The sequence below is a fragment of the Pseudomonas sp. PDM09 genome (genome assembly GCF_014852305.1).
Classification (GTDB): Bacteria; Pseudomonadota; Gammaproteobacteria; order Pseudomonadales; family Pseudomonadaceae; genus Aquipseudomonas.
Map to the genome: position 1 here is coordinate 36865 of NZ_JACVBI010000003.1, position 16372 is coordinate 53236.

Annotated in this window: 10 protein-coding genes; 3 read left to right on the plus strand and 7 right to left on the minus strand. The window is 60.7% G+C overall.

The genetic code is table 11. The features are described from left to right. Positions 1-3 precede the first annotated feature (3 nt). A complete protein-coding gene (locus IB250_RS08905) occupies positions 4-1059 on the plus strand; it encodes an ABC transporter ATP-binding protein (RefSeq protein ID WP_008069588.1) in 1056 nt (351 codons plus the stop codon). A 153-nt stretch (positions 1060-1212) separates the two neighbouring features. Here the strand turns inward: IB250_RS08905 and IB250_RS08910 are convergent, their stop codons facing one another. Continuing rightward, entirely contained in the window at positions 1213-2142 is a 930-nt protein-coding gene (locus IB250_RS08910) for an AraC family transcriptional regulator (protein ID WP_192343834.1), read from the minus strand. A gap of 428 nt (positions 2143-2570) precedes the next feature. On the opposite strand from IB250_RS08910, the gene IB250_RS08915 reads away from it, so the two are divergent. Next, entirely contained in the window at positions 2571-2924 is a 354-nt protein-coding gene (locus IB250_RS08915) for an antibiotic biosynthesis monooxygenase family protein (protein WP_192343835.1), read from the plus strand. Positions 2925-2965: 41 nt separating this feature from the next. After that, on the plus strand, positions 2966-3196 hold the full coding sequence (locus IB250_RS08920; protein WP_008010028.1) for a hypothetical protein: 231 nt from the start codon (positions 2966-2968) through the stop codon (positions 3194-3196). Here IB250_RS08920 and IB250_RS08925 read toward each other — a convergent pair whose 3' ends face one another. The 6 genes from IB250_RS08925 to IB250_RS08950 all read right to left on the minus strand — a co-directional run bounded on the left by IB250_RS08925 (position 3197) and on the right by IB250_RS08950 (position 16236). Next, a complete protein-coding gene (locus tag IB250_RS08925) occupies positions 3197-3826 on the minus strand; it encodes a flavin reductase family protein (protein ID WP_123500694.1) in 630 nt (209 codons plus the stop codon). Between the two features lie 260 nt (positions 3827-4086). After that, positions 4087-5406 (minus strand): MFS transporter, encoded by a 1320-nt coding sequence (locus IB250_RS08930; RefSeq protein ID WP_192343836.1) that lies wholly within the window; start codon positions 5404-5406, stop codon positions 4087-4089. A 280-nt stretch (positions 5407-5686) separates the two neighbouring features. Beyond that, a complete protein-coding gene (locus IB250_RS08935) occupies positions 5687-7021 on the minus strand; it encodes a sigma-54-dependent transcriptional regulator (RefSeq protein ID WP_192343837.1) in 1335 nt (444 codons plus the stop codon). Next, positions 7021-8781 carry a sensor histidine kinase gene (locus IB250_RS08940; protein WP_192343838.1) on the minus strand — a complete coding sequence of 587 codons (1761 nt, stop codon included), beginning with the start codon at positions 8779-8781 and terminating at the stop codon, positions 7021-7023. Before IB250_RS08940 ends, IB250_RS08935 begins: the two co-directional genes overlap by 1 nt. Positions 8782-8866: 85 nt before the next feature. Further along, a complete protein-coding gene (locus IB250_RS08945; RefSeq protein WP_192343839.1) occupies positions 8867-11707 on the minus strand; it encodes an RHS repeat domain-containing protein in 2841 nt (946 codons plus the stop codon). Next, complete coding sequence (locus tag IB250_RS08950; protein WP_192343840.1) at positions 11704-16236, minus strand: SpvB/TcaC N-terminal domain-containing protein; 4533 nt, start codon at positions 16234-16236, stop codon at positions 11704-11706. The genes IB250_RS08945 and IB250_RS08950 overlap by 4 nt, the downstream gene beginning before the upstream one ends. Positions 16237-16372 lie beyond the last annotated feature (136 nt).

Here is a 16372-nt window from a genome sequence, read left to right on the forward strand (position 1 = left end):
AACATGACTGGTCTGATTCTGGAAAACGTCGAGAAACATTACGGCTCGGCCTGCGCGGTAAAGGATGTGAACCTGCATTTGCCCGAGGGCAAACTGGTGTGTTTCCTCGGCCCTTCGGGCTGCGGCAAAACCACCTTGCTGCGGATGATCGCCGGGCTGGAAACCCTGACCGGTGGCGAGATTCGCCTGGACGGCGAAGACATCGGCCATACGCCGGCGCATCAGCGTAATTTCGGCATGGTGTTTCAATCGCTGGCGCTGTTTCCGCACATGACGGTGGGGGAGAACATCGCCTATCCGTTGAAACTGCGCGGGGTCAGCAAGGCTGATCAACAGGCGCGGGTGGTGGAGTTGCTGGAGCTGATCCAGCTGCAGGAAATGATTGATCGCCCGGTGGCGAAACTCTCTGGCGGTCAGCGTCAGCGCGTGGCGATTGCCCGGGCGATTGCTTCGCGGCCAAAAATCCTCCTGCTCGATGAACCGCTGTCGGCGCTGGACGCCAAGCTGCGCGAATCGATGCAGGTGGAAATCCGTCAGCTGCAACAACGTTTGAACATCACCACCATCATGGTCACCCACGACCAGCGCGAAGCCATGACCATGGCCGACATCGTGGTGGTGCTGGGGGAACATCGGGTGCAGCAGGTGGGCTCGCCGATTGAAATCTACCGGCATCCAGCCAATGAATTCGTCGCGGATTTTATTGGTTCGGGAAACATTTTCCCGGCCACGGCGCTGGGCAACGGCAAGGTCAGCTTGCCCGGTGGCGATGCGCTGCAAGTGCCAATCTGCAGCAGCATTGTGGTGGGGGAGAAGGTGAAGATGCTGATTCGCCCGGAAGACCTGCAACTGTCGCAACCTCAGGCCACGGCGGGTAATCGCTTGCTCGGAAAGGTGACGTTTGTACGGGATATCGGGGCGACGATTGAAACCACCGTCGAGTGTTCCGGGGTGTCGTTTACCGCATTGAGTACGCCGTGTCAGGGGGTTGGGTTGAGCATTGGCAATCCGGTGTCGGTGACCTTGCCGGCTGAGGCTTGCCGCGTGTTGAGCGCCTGACTTTAGAGGTGGGTCGCCTTTGCCGGCCCCTTCGCGAGCAAGCCCGCTCCCACATTGGATTTGTGGTGGACACAAAATAAGTGAACACCGCAGATCCCTTGTGGGAGCGGGCTTGCTCGCGAAGGGGCCATCAGCCACACCGAAAACGTCAGATCAAACCGACAACCGCAACCGCGCCAAATCCCGGAGCGGCGGCGCCCCGAACAATCGGCTGTATTCCCGGCTGAACTGCGAAGGGCTTTCATAGCCCACCCGATAACCCGCCGCCGAAGCCTCCAGCCCTTCGGCCAGCATCAACCGCCGCGCCTCTTGCAGGCGCAACTGCTTCTGATATTGCAGGGGACTCATCGCCGTCATCGCCTTGAACCGGTGATGCAATGTCGACACGCTCAGGTTCACTTCCCGCGCCAGATCATCGATGCGCAGCGGTTGCTCATAATTGCCGTTGAGCCATTTGATCGCCTGGCTGATGCGATGGCTCTGGCTGTTGGCGATGGCAATCTCGTACAGCCGATGCCCCTGCGGGCTGCGCAACAGCCGATACAGAATCTCTCGACGAATCAGCGGCGCCAGCATGGCGATGTCTTTGGGTGTGTCCAGCAAACGTGCCAGACGCAACACGGCATCGAGCATTGCCGTGTCGATCTGCTCGACATACAGGCCGCGACCAGTAGGCCGTGTGGGGACGCCGATGGGGCCGGCGTCGGCAATCAGCGCGGTGATTTCCGCGGGGTCGATGTCCAGCCGCACGGCGAGGATCGGTTCCTCTGGCGAGACATTCACCACCCGCCCGCTCAACGGCATCGAGACCGAGACCACCAGGTAATTCAGCGGGTCGTAATTGAAGTATTCATCCGCCAGCCGCACTTCCTTGCGCCCCTGGGCCATGATGCACAGGGCCGGTTGCGCCAGCACCGGGGCGAAGTCATGGTTTTGACTGTGGCGCGACATGAACAGCGAACCGACGGCGGTGGCATACGTGCCATCCTCCATCGTGTTACGACGGATGAGGGCGGCCAGTTCCGCGCGCTGTTTTTCCATGTCGGCATCCAGCGGGGCTTGAAAGTGATCGAGCGACGACATGCTGGGCATCCTCGGTGACGCGTTGGTAATGGGCTGAGCTTAAATTTGTGCAAGGGACAGCGGTAGACACATCCTGCCAAAAGCTTGCCTGATTCTGCACGGGGCTTCGTGTGCCGCCCCGTCATGACGTGACGCAGATGGGCAACGGCTGACGCAAACCTTCCCCTGTAGGCGCTGCCGAAGGCTGCGATCTCTAGATCTTGAAAACAGAAGTCAAAAGATCGCCGCCTTCGGCAGCGCCTACACAAAGCTCGTGTGACAGTGGTGTGACGGGTTTTACCGGTTGTTACAGGTGTTGAGCCAGGTCTCGCAGGATTGTGCAATGCGTCGGCAGGAATCGACTAACGACAGCTGCGACGCGCCGCCTAATCTTGGATCCTGTCGCAGCCCGTTCCCGGCTGCCACTGGATGACCTGGGAGGGTTGAACATGTCTACGCAAATCCCCGTCAGTCATATGGCCTTCATTCGCGCCCGCGCCGGGCGTTCGGCAGAACTCGGTGCGCGCCTGAGCGCCCTGATCGAGCCATCGCGCAACGCGCCGGGTTGCCTGAGCTTTGCCCTGCAGCACTCGCAATGCGATCCGGAGCTGTGGCTGGTGTCCGGTTTCTGGATCAACCAACAGGCCATGACCGCTTACTTCGGCAGCCCGGCGATGCAGATTTTTGCCGAGCTGGTGCAGGAACTGGTGGTCAATAGCCTGGATTTTCATACCTTCAAGGATGTCTCGGCGGCCCAGGCCCTTGGCCAGTCCGAGGCAGCGGTACACAAACTCGCCGGTTGAGGGTTTAATGGCGCAATTCTCCATTAGCCAGGATCCGCGACATGGCACGCAAAGCCTTTGAACACTTCGAAGCCGTTTCAGCAGTAGTACCGGGCGAGGGCGGTTACCACGCCGCAATTGCCGTCAAAGCCCTCGGCGGTTCCGGTGCCCCGACTTTTCACAAAGTGCTGGAAGGCCAGACCTTCAAGACCGCTCATGAAGCCGACGAGGCCGCAGCCAAAGAGCTGACCCGCCTCAAAGACGTTAAAGAAGACGCCGACCTGCTCTGGTAATTACTTGACCGCCCCCGGGCGGAACATCTTGAACAATGCCTCTGGCCCCAGCTGAAAGTAATCCGCCGGCCCGCCGCCGCGCAGAATCGGTTCTGCCGCGGCGGTGTCGTACACCCCATCCTTCAACAGCCATTTGGCGATGTGCACGGCGACCACTTCGCCGAGAATCAGCCAGCTCGGCACCACTTCCTTGTTGGCGCGCTGCAACTGAATGATCTGCGTGACTTTGCATTCAAAGGACACCGGGCTTTCGGCAACCCGTGGCACCTGAATGATTTTCGACGCCGCAGTGGTCAGCCCGGACAGTTCGAATTCATCGACCTGCGGCCCGACCATGGCGCAGCTCTGGTTCATCTGCTCGGCCAGCGGCCGGGTCGCCAGGTTCCAGGCGAATTCGCCGGTCTGCTCGATGTTGTTCAGGCTGTCTTTACGCCCGACGCTGGAAAACCCAATGATCGGCGGGATGTAGTTGAAGGCGTTGAAAAAGCTGTAGGGCGCCAGATTCAAGCAGCCGTTGGCGTCCTGGGAAGAAATCCAGCCGATAGGGCGCGGGCCGACGATGGCATTGAACGGGTCATGTGGCAGGCCGTGGCCGTTGGCGGGTTCGTAGAAATGGATATCGTCGGGCATGAACGGGTTCCTGAGGCGTTGATTCGGAATCGATCATAGTGCAAGGACGAGCGGGTTATTTCCAGCGATGAGATCTAATGTGGGAGCGGGCTTGCTCGCGAAAGCGGTGTATCGGTCAGCATCCTTGTTGAATGTTAAACCGCTTTCGCGAGCAAGCCCGCTCCCACAGGTTGACCGAGTTCTTTCAGAAGAAAATGCGGTCGAATGTGGGAGCGGGCTTGCCCGCGAAGAGGCCATAACAGCCTCCATCAATGTAATGGTCAGTCCGTCTCGATCCGCGAATGTTTGCGGGTGTCTTTCATGGTGATGTACACCAGCAACGACACCGCGATGCACGCCGTGACATACCAGTAGTAACCGGTTTCCATGCCGATGCTCTTGAACCACAGCGCGATGTATTCAGCAGTACCGCCGAAGATCGACACGGTCAGCGCGTACGGCAAACCGACGCCCAGTGCGCGGATCTCGGTGGGAAACAGTTCGGCTTTGACCACCGCGTTGATCGAGGTGTAGCCGCTGACGATGATCAGCGCCGCCATGATCAGGAAGAATGCGCCCCACCAGGTCTGGACCGTGTGCAGGGTGGTCAGGATCGGCACGGTGAACAGCGTCCCGAGGATACCGAAGGCGATCAGGATCGGCCGGCGACCGACTTTATCCGACAGCCCGCCAACGATCGGTTGCAGGCACATGAACAGAAACAGCGTGGCTGCCGAGATGCTGGTGGAGTCGGTGATGCTCATGCCGACGGTGTTCACCAGGTATTTCTGCATGTAGGTGGTGTAGGTGTAGAACGCCAGGGTGCCGCCCATGGTCAGGCCGACCACGGTCATCAGTTCCTTCGGATGGCGCAGCAAGGTGCGCATCGCGCTTTCCTTGGCTTTTTCTTTCTTGGTGAACGACTCGGTTTCTTCCATGCCACGACGCAGGTACAGCGCGACCACGGCACACAGCGCACCGATGGCGAACGGGATGCGCCAGCCCCAGGCGTAGAGTTGCTCGGTGGTCAGGGTCTGTTGCAGCACAATCAGCACCGCCAGGGCGATGAGTTGGCCGGAGATCAGGGTCACGTACTGGAAGCTGGAATAGAAGCCGCGACGCTCCTTGGTCGCCATCTCGCTGAGATACGTCGCCGAGGTGCCGTACTCACCCCCAACCGACAAGCCCTGCAGCAGGCGAGCGAACACCAGCAGGATCGGCGCACCGATACCGATGGTTTCATAATTGGGGCTCAAGGCGATCAGCAGCGAGCCGAAACACATCAGATACACCGAGGCCATCAACGCACGTTTACGACCGGCGCGGTCCGCGTAGAGGCCCATCAGCCAGCCACCGATCGGACGCATCAGGAAGCCCACGGCGAAGATCGCAGCGGTGTTCATCAGCTGTGCGGTGGAGGAACCGGCGGGGAAGAAGGTTTTGGCGAAGTACAGGGAGAAGGCGGCGTAGACGTACCAGTCGTACCACTCGACCATGTTGCCGACAGAACCGCTGAAGATCGATTTGATCCGGCTGGCGGTGGTTCTTTCTTTAGCCGGCGCGGCAGCCGACCCAAGGGGCAGGGCGTTGGAGTTATCCATTGAAGGATCCTCGTTTAATTGTTTTTGTGGAGCGCGTTAAAACGCAGCCTGCTGGAGCTATAGCAGGAGCTGTGCCAAGGGGAGGAGGGCCGGTTTAGAGGGGGGTAGGCGGTTTTGTTGAGCGGATAGTCGCTCAAGATATGTGTGAGTATGAGCGGATTTCCGCCGATTGATCGTTCCCACGCTCCGCGTGGGAATGCCTCAACGGACGCTCCGCGTTGGGCTTTTGGGACGCAGAGCGTCCCGGCTGCATTCCCACGCGGAGCGTGGGAACGATCAGTCAGCTGTCCTGCAAAAACATCTCGCGCGTCAACCCATGCCGCTGCATCTTTTCATTAAAGGTACGGCGCGGCAGTTGCAGCTCTTCCAGCACCGCTTTCACATCACCTTTATGCCGGGTCAGTGCCGCGCGCAGGCAATGGGCTTCGAAGGCTTCTTGCTGCGCCGCCAGTGACTGGCCGGGGTCGATCCCCGCCGGTTCCGGCTCGCCGAGGCCCAGCACTTGTCGCTCGGCGACGTTCGCCAGTTCACGCACATTGCCCGGCCAGTCGTGGCTCAGCAGATGGCTCAGTTGCGGCCCGCTCAAGGGCGTAAAGGTGCGACCCAAACGCTCGGCGGCACTCTGGGCGAAGAACTCGAACAGCAGGGGAATGTCTTCACGCCGATCGCGCAATGGTGGCAGACGCAACTCGGCGACGTTCAATCGATAGGCCAGATCCTCGCGAAAGCGTCCGGCCCGGGCTTCATCCAGCAAATCGGGTTTGGTCGCGGCGATGATCCGCAAGTCCACGTGGATGCTCTGGTTGGAACCCAGGCGCTCAAGCTTCTGCTCCTGCAATACCCGTAGCAGTTTCACTTGCTGGGCCAGCGGCATGCTTTCGATTTCATCGAGAAACAACGTGCCCCCGTCGGCGTACTCGAGCTTGCCGATGCGTTTGCCCTGGGCGCCCGTGAACGCGCCGCTCTCATGGCCGAACAATTCGGCCTCGAACAACTGCTCGGGAATCGCTGCGCAGTTGAGCGCCACGAAGGCTTTGTCGGCGCGCGGACCGAAGTCGTGCAGGCAACGGGCAACCAATTCCTTGCCGCTGCCGGTTTCGCCACGGATCAGTACATTGACCGGCAGCATTGCCAAATCCAGCACTTGGCGGCGCAGGGTCTGCAAACCACGGGACACCCCCAGCAGCGTGGCATCGAGTTTGGCGCGATTGTCCGCCTGCTCATGCAGCGCGCGGTTTTCCAGCACCAGTCGACGCTTGTCCAGCGCCCGGCGCAGACTGCTCATCAGGGCTTCCGGGCTGAAGGGTTTCTCAAGGAAATCGTAGGCACCATCGCGCATGGCTTCGACGGCCATCGGCACATCACCGTGACCGGTCAGCAGGATCACCGGCAAATCGGCATCGCGGCGCTGGACTTCAGCCAACAGCTCCAGCCCCGTCATGCCGGGCATGCGCACATCGCTGAGAATCACTCCGGGGAAATGCCTGGGCAGTTGCGCCAGGCATTCGTCGGCGCGGCTGAACAGCTGCACCTCGAACCCCGACAGGCTCAGCCATTGTTCGACAGCGCTGCGGATGCTGCTTTCGTCATCGACCACCATCACCGAATTGAGCATCAGGCAGGGACCTCCAGATCAATAGGCAGCGTCAAGGTGAATACCGCGCCGTTTTCGCCATTGTCAGCACTCAAGCGTCCGCCCGCTTCGTGAACGATCGCGAAGGATACGGCCAGCCCCAGACCCAGGCCATCGCCCACCGGTTTAGTGGTGAAGAACGGATCGAAGACTTGTGCCAGATGCTCTTCGGCAATGCCGCCACCGTTATCGGCGACGGTCAGGCGCCACAATTGTTCATCGGCTTCGAGGCGGATTTCCAGACGTTTGCAGGGTTTGTCGTGCATCGCATCCAGGGCATTGCGCAGCAGGTTGATCAGCACCTGTTCCAGGCGAATCGCATCGCCACGCACCCAGGCCGGGCGCGTCAGGTGCAGCACGAGACTGACGTTTTCGTCCCGCAAGCGCGTATCCAGCAACTGCAAGGATTGATCGACCACCGTCGCCAGGTCCAGCCGTTCACGCAGGCCGCTGGGGCTTTTGCGGGCGAAGGTTTTCAGGTGGCCGGTGAGCGCGGCCATGCGCGTGAGCATATCGTCCACCGGTTTCAGCGCCTTGTAAGCGTCTTCAACCCGACCATGATCGAGCAGCAGGCGCAAGGTCGCCAGTTGCATGCGCTGGGCGGTCAGTGGCTGGTTGATTTCATGGGCCAGCGCCGCCGACATTTGCCCTAGTGCCGCGAGTTTGGCCGATTGCACCAAGCCGTCCTGGGCGGTGCGCAAATCGCGGGTGCGTTCTTCTACCAGTCGTTCGAGTTCTTCGCGGCTGCGCTGGCGCAATTTCGCCAGCCGCCAACGCTGATTGAGGAACAGCAACAGAAACACCACGGCCAGCCACACCCCGGCGGCCGCGAGCCCGGCGTTGCGCAGGTCTTCGAAGGCTACCTGCGGGCGGCGCAGCAAGTGCAGCGTCCAGCCTTCGGTGGCCAGCGGCAGGGATTCCCAGAGGTAATCCGCCGTCCCCTCGGGGCCATTGACCCGGGTCAAATCACTGTTGTCGTCGAAGCGCCGCACCGAACGATACTCAAGTGGGGTCAGCGGTTGTTTGTCGTATTGGCGGGTGGTCTTGAGCTCAGTGTGATCGCTGGCGCTCAGCGGCCGCAGCAGGCGATAACGCCAGCCCGGCTGGTTGGCGATGAAGATGATCCCGCGCGCATCGCTGACCAGCAACGTGTCGCTGCCCTGGCGCCATTCGCGCTCCAGTTCCGGGAATTCGAGTTTGACCACCATGGCGCCGAGGAACTCGCCACTGTCGCTGGTCACCGCGCTGGACAGGAAGTAACCGGGAATGCCGCTGGTCACGCCCACCGCATAAAAACGCCCGGTGCCCTGAGTGCGGGTCTGGCTGAAGTAGGGGCGAAAACCGTAATTGTGGCCGACGTAACTGCTGGGCAGGCGCCAGTTGCTGGCGGCCACGGCGAGGCCGGTACGGTCGAGCAGTTCCAGGGTCGAGGACTGCGCGGCGCCGTTGATTTTCTCCAGTTTGCGATTCAATGCAAGCTGCTCTTCGGGGCTCACTTCACCGTTTAGCGCGGCGCGTAGTTGCGGGTCCAGCGCCAAGACGGCAGGCAGGGCGCGGTAGCGTTCGATCAGCGTGTGCAGGGAGTTGGCGTACAACGCCAATTGCTGACTGGCGCGGGCGGCGTCTTCTTCCAGCGCCTGGCGCTCGGCGTGGCGGATGGCAAAGGTGGCAGCCAGAACCGCACCGGCGACGATCAGCAGGGTATACAGCGTCAGGCGTAACGTTCGGGAAGTCGCAAGCATGGCGTTGAAAACAGTCAGCAATACGGGCGCGCACCATAACATGTTGCCGGGCGTGGCCCGTGTGCCCCGGGTAAAACTTGTCGATTCAGGCGGCCTTACGACTGTTCCTGTAGTCCCGCACGGAGCCCAGGAGATTGTTGAGAATACCGGTGATTTTTCCCGTCTCCTGATCCAGCGCTTGAATATCGATCCCGCCTATTTTGTCTATGGATAGCGCGTCGGCAAATTCGTGAATGCCTCGCATGCTTGAGTCAATCGCGCCTATGAGATGGAGAATGCCGCTTTCGAATTCGGCCATTTTTTCGTCTGATTTTCCCCGACTGGCCCCTATTGCTTCATCAACTATCTCCGGTAGCCCCAGCAAGATGTTTATGCCACTGCTGGTTGCGCTCACGGCTTCCGAGGGCAGTCCGGTGAGTGTTGCCTTCAATAGTTCGCTGGAAGCCTGAGCAGTAGCTTCTCTGCCCAGCTTTAACTGCGACTTCTGAGAGCTGAAATTCATGTTCTGATATTTGGCTTTTATGTATTCAACGGGATCCATTTGTTTGTATTCGGCTTTTCTTATAATTTTATCGGCCGTCAGCTTTGTGGTTTTCAAGTTGACCGAAGCGCTCAAACCTGTTCTTTCGGCCACATAATCCACGAGACCGCTGACGGCAAATTTGGCGGCGAACCCCAGCCCCGCGCCTACCACGTTACCGATCCCCGGCGCCGCGGCGCCCAAGAGCTGGCCGCCAAGACCGACGAGAAACCCGATGCCATAGCTGATGGCCTTTCCTACCACCAGCACCGACGTTCTTCGCGCCGTCGCAAGTGCAACTTTCGAGTCTGAGCCCATATTGCTGAGTTGCTCGCCGGCATCGCGCACGCGGCCTTTAGTGATCCCCAGTATTTCGATATGACGCGTCACTTGCTTGTTCATTTGATCTTTCATACGGCGTGTTGCATTGGCTTGCCTATTCTTCGCATAGCTGGCGTTTTCCGAGGCAATGATCCTGGCGATACCCGCGTGGAAATCGGCCATGGTTGGCATTTTGACTTCGCCATTGATGTCGACGTAACCGATCGGATTGTTGCCTACGAATGCATACAGATTCAGCCCATCCACATCCCCCGCCGGATCAGCACTGATCCAGCGTTGCAACCACGGCACGTAATAACGGGCACCGTAGTAATACAACCCGCTGGCATCCATTTCCTTGCCCGAATAGCGAATGGTCTTGTAACTGGCTTCCAGCGCCGAGCGGGTCGCCCACCACGCCGTGCCACCGAAGGCGTAGTAGAACTCCTGACTGATCACGCCAGCACGACGGTCGAGTTCCAGCGCGCACGAGCCCAGGTGGTCGTCGAGGCTGTAGCGCAGTTGATCGGCTTCGATGCCGGCCGGCTGGCCGCTGACCCAGTGCAGGCAACGGGCGCCCGGCAGGACGATGACGTGCAACTGCTGGCCGTCGCGGTCATGAATTTCCAGTCCGGGCAAATAGCGCACTTCGCGCAGATGAGGACCGTTTGAAGTGTAGGTCAACCAGCTTTTGTAGACGCGCTCGCCCTGGCTATAGCGGTAGGTTTCTTCGTCATCGGGCAGACCGTTGCTGTGCTTGAGCAACGTCACTTTAGCCAGTTGATCGCGGTTGTTCCATTCAAGCGGCAGGGTGCCGGGTTGCCGATTCAGCTGATTGCCGTGCGGGTCGAAGTGATCGCCGAAAACCGGTTCGGCGTCGCCTGGTTTCCAGCGCACGCCACGGTTGCTGTGTGGGTCGATGCGCATCTCTTGCGTGAACATGTTGCCTTTGCGCATGTGCCGCAACTCGACCAGATTGTTGCCGGCGTCGTACTGATAATGCTCGGTGTAGTTGAAGCGACGCCCGGGGTCGATCGGCTGGATTGGCGAGGGCAGGCCCGGTTGCAGGTGGGGGATATCGCCCTCGAAGCCGCTGCTTTCGGTCAGGCGGTACAGCGAGTCATAGGTGAGAGTGCGATGACCCTCAACCCGTTGGTTGGCGAAATACACGGTGGTGAGGGTGGGGTCGTCGATGCGCAACACGTTACCCATCGGGTCGTAACTGTAGCGCATATCCTGCAGGGGATCTTCCTGGTCCTTCTGTGCCAGCAAACGAAGCAGACGACCGTCGGCCGGGTCGTAGAACCAGCGGCTGCGTACACCGTTGCCAGCGAGCTGATCGCTCAGCTGACCGGCGGCGTTGTAGTGGGCTTCGCGCAAAACCGGTTCCGACGAAGTGGCACCGGCCAGCTGTAACGACACCTGGTTGAGCTGCCCTGCGAGGTCATAGTGCGACAGTTGTTGGTGGCCGCCGGCATCGGTGTGGCCGAGCGGGCTGCCGAGCGGGCTGAAGAGGTGATGGCTGGTGAAGGTGTCGCTGTTGCCGGCAAAGGTGCGTGTTTCAGTCAATGGCTGGCCGAGCAGGCCATAGCTGTTGAAACCCAGGGTGCCCGACGGATCCACCTGTTCGAGCAACTGGCCGCGCAGGTTGTGATCGGCATCCGCGCCACTGTCGGCATAGCTGAAGCGTTCGACGTCCGGCTGCGCATCTTCTTCGATGGCGACCGGCCGTAACTGGTCGTCGTAGCGGGTCTGCCAGTGATGGCCGCGCTGATCCCAACGCTGTAGCACTTCGCCCGCCAACCCCGGCAGGCTCAGGCGCCAGCCGGCATCCACACTGTCGACGCTGAGCGACTCGCCCGCAAGACCGTAGACGGTGGCAAGGTTGGGTTTGGGCGCCGTGCCAAACAGTCGCGGATCCCATTGCGCCACCAGGCGGCCGGCCGCATCGTAATGCTGGCGGGTCACCAGGGCAGTTGCCGTGTCACTGGCAACCGTACGCAGATAGGCGACCTGGCGGACCAGCAGGCCACGGCCATCACTCACCGTGAGCGCGGGCGTGCGCCAATGGACACTGGTCGTCATGACGATGCGCCCGGCGGTGGCGTTGACAGCGTCTCATCGGTGTCGTTGAAGTCTTCGCTGACGTGGTACCAGGGATGATAGGTCTCGCGGGAAAAATAGCCTTTGGCGTTGATCAGCTTGATCGGCCGGCCCGGTACGTCATAGAACAGTTGATCGAAATAGCCGAGCTCGCGCAGGGACTGGTCGTTGACGTAGTGATGGGTGTTGGCAAAAAACGGCCGATACTGCCGCACGGCCTGACCTTTGTTGTTGTAGTCCACCCGTTCGCTGATGCGCCAGCGCGGGTCGGCGAATTCCTCGCGCAACTCGCCACGGTCGACAATCAATGAACCGTCGGCAGCCACCGCATACGCCAGGCCGGGCTCGACCCGTTGTTGGGTTTGCAGCGCCCGGCCAAAACCGTCCACGCAGGCTTTAACGATTTGAATCTGTGCAGGTTCACTGTCGTTGGGATAACGGTCGGCGCTGAGGATGACGCTGTGCACCGGCTCGCGGTGAACCGTGTCGATGAGTCGGCTCAATGCCTGTTCCGCCGTCGTCAGCGGGCTGCGTTGCCGCAACCGCTGGCGCGCGCTGGCGCGGATGTGCCCGCTGGGCAGAACATAACCGTCTGCGATCCAGGCGTCGCGCCATTGGACGGTCTCGCTGGCGAAAGGAGGAGGCTGTCCCATCCAGCTGAACAAATCCTTACGCAACGTACTGGCAGCTTCTTGTATGGCATCCACCGGGTTCTCGATGGCCGGGTCCGGCCGATGATCCTCTGGTCGATCGTAATCGCTCAGCGGCCCGAAGCCGGCGGTACTGCCATTTTCGGTGCCGTAAAAACTGATGGCCAGCGGCTGTCCGGAAGGTTCGTAAATGGCTTCCTGAACATTGTCGTTGGCATCGATGATGCGCAGGGGTTGCAGCGCGTGATAGTCGTATTCGATCCGGGTCGTACAGCCGTCCGGCAGCTCGACGCTTTTAATCGTCAGGCTATAGTCGTCGTACTCGGCCTTCGTCTCGCCGTGGCTGAGGGTTTCGCGGTATTTGCGCACGCTGTAAAAACCGGCGAGCTCGTCGTAGCTGGCGAAACCGTAGTGGGCGGACCACAGGTTCTCTTCGTTGTCTGCCGGGAGCGACGGCTCGAACAGAAGCGGCATGGGGGCATAACCGATGTTGGCCAGTTCGTCGCGGATGTCGAAGGGCGGCGGCAGGTCGCCATAAGCATCGAGCGCCGTTTTATCCAGTTGCGCCACTTCCAGAGGGCCGGCCAGGGCTTCGAACTCCGCCCGGCCATCGGGCAGCGGCGACTGATCGGCCGTCTTGAGATACCGCTGCACCGACTGTCGGGTCAGCACACGCAAGGCATTCCATTGCGGCGAAGCCTGATGCCGGGTCAGTTCCTCATACGACACTTGAGCCGGTTCCAGGCCGCTGGGGAGCGGGCCTTTGGGCAACACTAGCGCATTGCCGCGTTGCTCCCAGGGTAACCAGAGCCGCCAGTGCTGGGGGGCCTCGTCCAGGTCGATGAACCGGGCGCGGGTTTCGTCCACGTACCAGTTCTGCTGAGCGTCGTCATGAGCGTCCCGCCACCACTGCTGTTCATCGGGATCGGTAAAGGGCGGCGCGTCCGCCGCGGTCCGGCGCCGCGCATAGCTGATGGTCAGCGCGTGGGTGGGCAGGCCGTAGGCGTTCCACCGCAGGGTCACGTCATGACGGCACAGCGGGTCGTCGACACAGCGTTCGTACTGGTAGCTGATCGTCTCCAGCGCCAGGGGCAGCAGCACCGCCGCGGTATACAGTTCACCGCGGGGCCGTACTTCTCGAACCAGGTAGCGGTGCTCTTGCACCGAGTAAGGCTGTGCTGTGGCCGGGTCATCCTGAGCAGCATAGGTTTCGATTCTGGCGACCGAGCCAACCAGCGCCCGGGCGATTTCGTAGCGGGTGGTATCGTCGGGCGGTGTCACGGGCTCATCACATTCATCATTGGCGTGATAACGGCTGAACAGCGTGTCTCCCAAGGGGAAGGCCTCGGTGTCACGATCGAAATAACCCTCGCGTGGCCTGTCCATGGACTGCCCGGTATGGAACCAGGTGCACACCCGTACCGGCGCCGTGAAGCCAATATCGTCGTCGCCCGTGGCGGTCTCGCTGTCGGTTTGTTGCAGTTGGCCGAAGCCGCGGAACTCGCGCTCCTTGCCGTCGTAAACACCCTGGCGATAGGCAAACGATTGGGTCAGGCAATTGCCCGTGACTTCATCCAACTGGCGCTGTTGATGCACGACCTGGACGGGGAAGGGTAAAAAGCACGCCGGGACCTCTGTCGGGTTGGCCACGAGCCGTTCTTGCTTTTCGTCCAGCCATTCCTGCGCGCAGCTGCGATAGACCGCCCAGGCGCTGCAGCCCATGTTGTTGTTGCTGGCTGTCAGCAGGTACGGTTTGGCGGCGACAAAGTCGTAGCGCCAATGCTGCGGTTTCATGTGCGCCACCGTCAGGATCAGGCTGGCACAGCCCAGGCCTTGCAGGTCGGCGAAGGTGACCTGGCACAGAGGGTCGTAACGCACGTCCTGCGGCCAGGGCACAACGATCGGCGTCTGCTCCAGCCCGTTGCCGCCACGGTTCAGGTAGATCTCGAATGCAGCGGATTTCAGATAGATCAGTGCCGGTGCGCCGGACCCGTCGAGATCGGCGATTCGCACCCGCGCGGAATCGAATTCGCCGTACTCGAACGGCAAGGCGCTGATCACCCGTCCCTGGCCGAATTTGCCGTGCCCCAGATTTGGCCAGCATTCGATTTGGTCATGCCGAATGCGGCACAGCTCGGTCATGTCGCTGCCCAGCAGGTTGCCCAGCAGCACCAGCTCACTGGAGGAATTGCTGAACAGCGGGAGCCGGTCATCCCGTGGCGCATGCGGCGTTTCTTCGGCTGGGGCAAACCCTTGCTCGCGACGATTGGCGTACAGGCGCACGCATTGCGGACCGATCAGGCCCAGGGAATTGAGCCCGTCTCCCGAAAAATCACCCAAGTGGGAAAGGGTGTTGAAAAACTCCAGCGGAAACGCATTAAAGGCAATGGATTCTGCCCAGTTACGATCGGCCTTCAGCGTGCGGAAAACGCTCATGCCCGGTTGGGCGCTGATCCAGTCGAGACGGCCATCACCAGTCAGGTCGGTGAGTACCTGATGCACGGGTTGGTTGCGGTTCGCGACGGGGATTTTGTCCAGCGCTGTCCAGGGCCCGTAGCAGATGTTATCGGCCCCCGACGGGGCGCGCAGCGGTTCTCGGTAGTACCAGCCCTGGTCATAGCGGCAGAGAACGCCTGGCACGCCTTCACCGTACAGGTCGACACTCTGGTAGTACTGGCCATCCTCAATGCCTGGCATGTTGTCCGCTTCAAGCCATCGTGTGGGCGTTTGATTGATCTCGAATGGCGAGTAGTCGAACTCCACCGGTGGGCTGTTTTCCACGGTACCGCTGGCGTCGTAGGCCTGATAGTGGGCCGCGGTTACCTGGCTGAAGGTCCATGCCTGTGTGTTTTTTGAGTACTCCAGCAACATACGCCGCACCAGCACTGGCTCGACGCCTAGTTCGGTAGGGAAGTAGTGAAACATCAACACTTGCCGGCAGAGTCGGCGCGTGCCCGTTTCAAAGCCCTGCCCATAAGTCGAGAAGGCGTCCGCGCGCGTCAGCCAGGGTTGCAGTGTGCCGCCGTCATATACGGGTTTTTCGGTCAGCGACGTGCTGCGCTCGCCGTAGTCGAACAGCAAATGAAAATGCCAGTCCAGATCAGCCGGGTTTTCCATTGTCCAGGCATACAAATCCTTGCTGGCCGTGAAGTTGCCGTAGAACACCCGATGCAGGTAACGCTGGGCGCGGTAGTCATGGACGGGGTCGGCGTCTTGATCATCGGCTTTGTAATCGAAGCAAATATGTTCGCCGTGGGCGTTCATGCTTTCGCACAGCAGCCAGGTGCCCACGCGTAGCGGATCGTCGGGATCGGCCCGGCGCGAAGACGTGGTTTTGCCGTACACGTGCAGTGAGCCATCGGCACCGTGCACCAGCCAGAATGTTGGTGGATTCGCCTCTCTTGACCGGCTCACCCGTTGCCAGCGTTCTCGCAGGGCAAAGCCGCTTTCAACCCCTGGCCAGTAACGCACCACGCTGTGCGGGCCGACGTCGACGCCGTTGTAGCTACTTTCGGGGCGGGACTTGAGTGTCCTGTCTTCGTTGAGCTCGGGCATCCAGACTTCGCCGTCGTCACCAATGATCTCGTCATGGTCGGTGTAGCGCGGCACTCCTTTGTGGGTGCGGCGGCTGATCTGGCCGACCCCCAGGCTCCAGCCGATGCCGAACGGCCCGTTACCCGCCTGGCTGCTGTAAGTCAGGGACAGTTGCGGATCCCAGCCCCGCCCGGGGGAAGCCGGTATCGGCAGTTCGAAGGCTGCCGCCCCGGTCGGGCCCACGGCGACCCAACTTTTGCCGATGGTGGCGATCGATGCGCTTTTTGCGATGGACGGCGTTGTGATGCTCAGGTCTTGATCTGCCATGGTTTCATCCCGTGCGCACGCGGTGGCGTGGGTGAAGTCAACGCTATCAAGGCAGAGGTGCGGCGTAACCTGTCAGATCTGACAGGTGAAGGTGGTTTTTTTAGAATGATTGGGTTGCAAGGCGTGGCTTTTTATC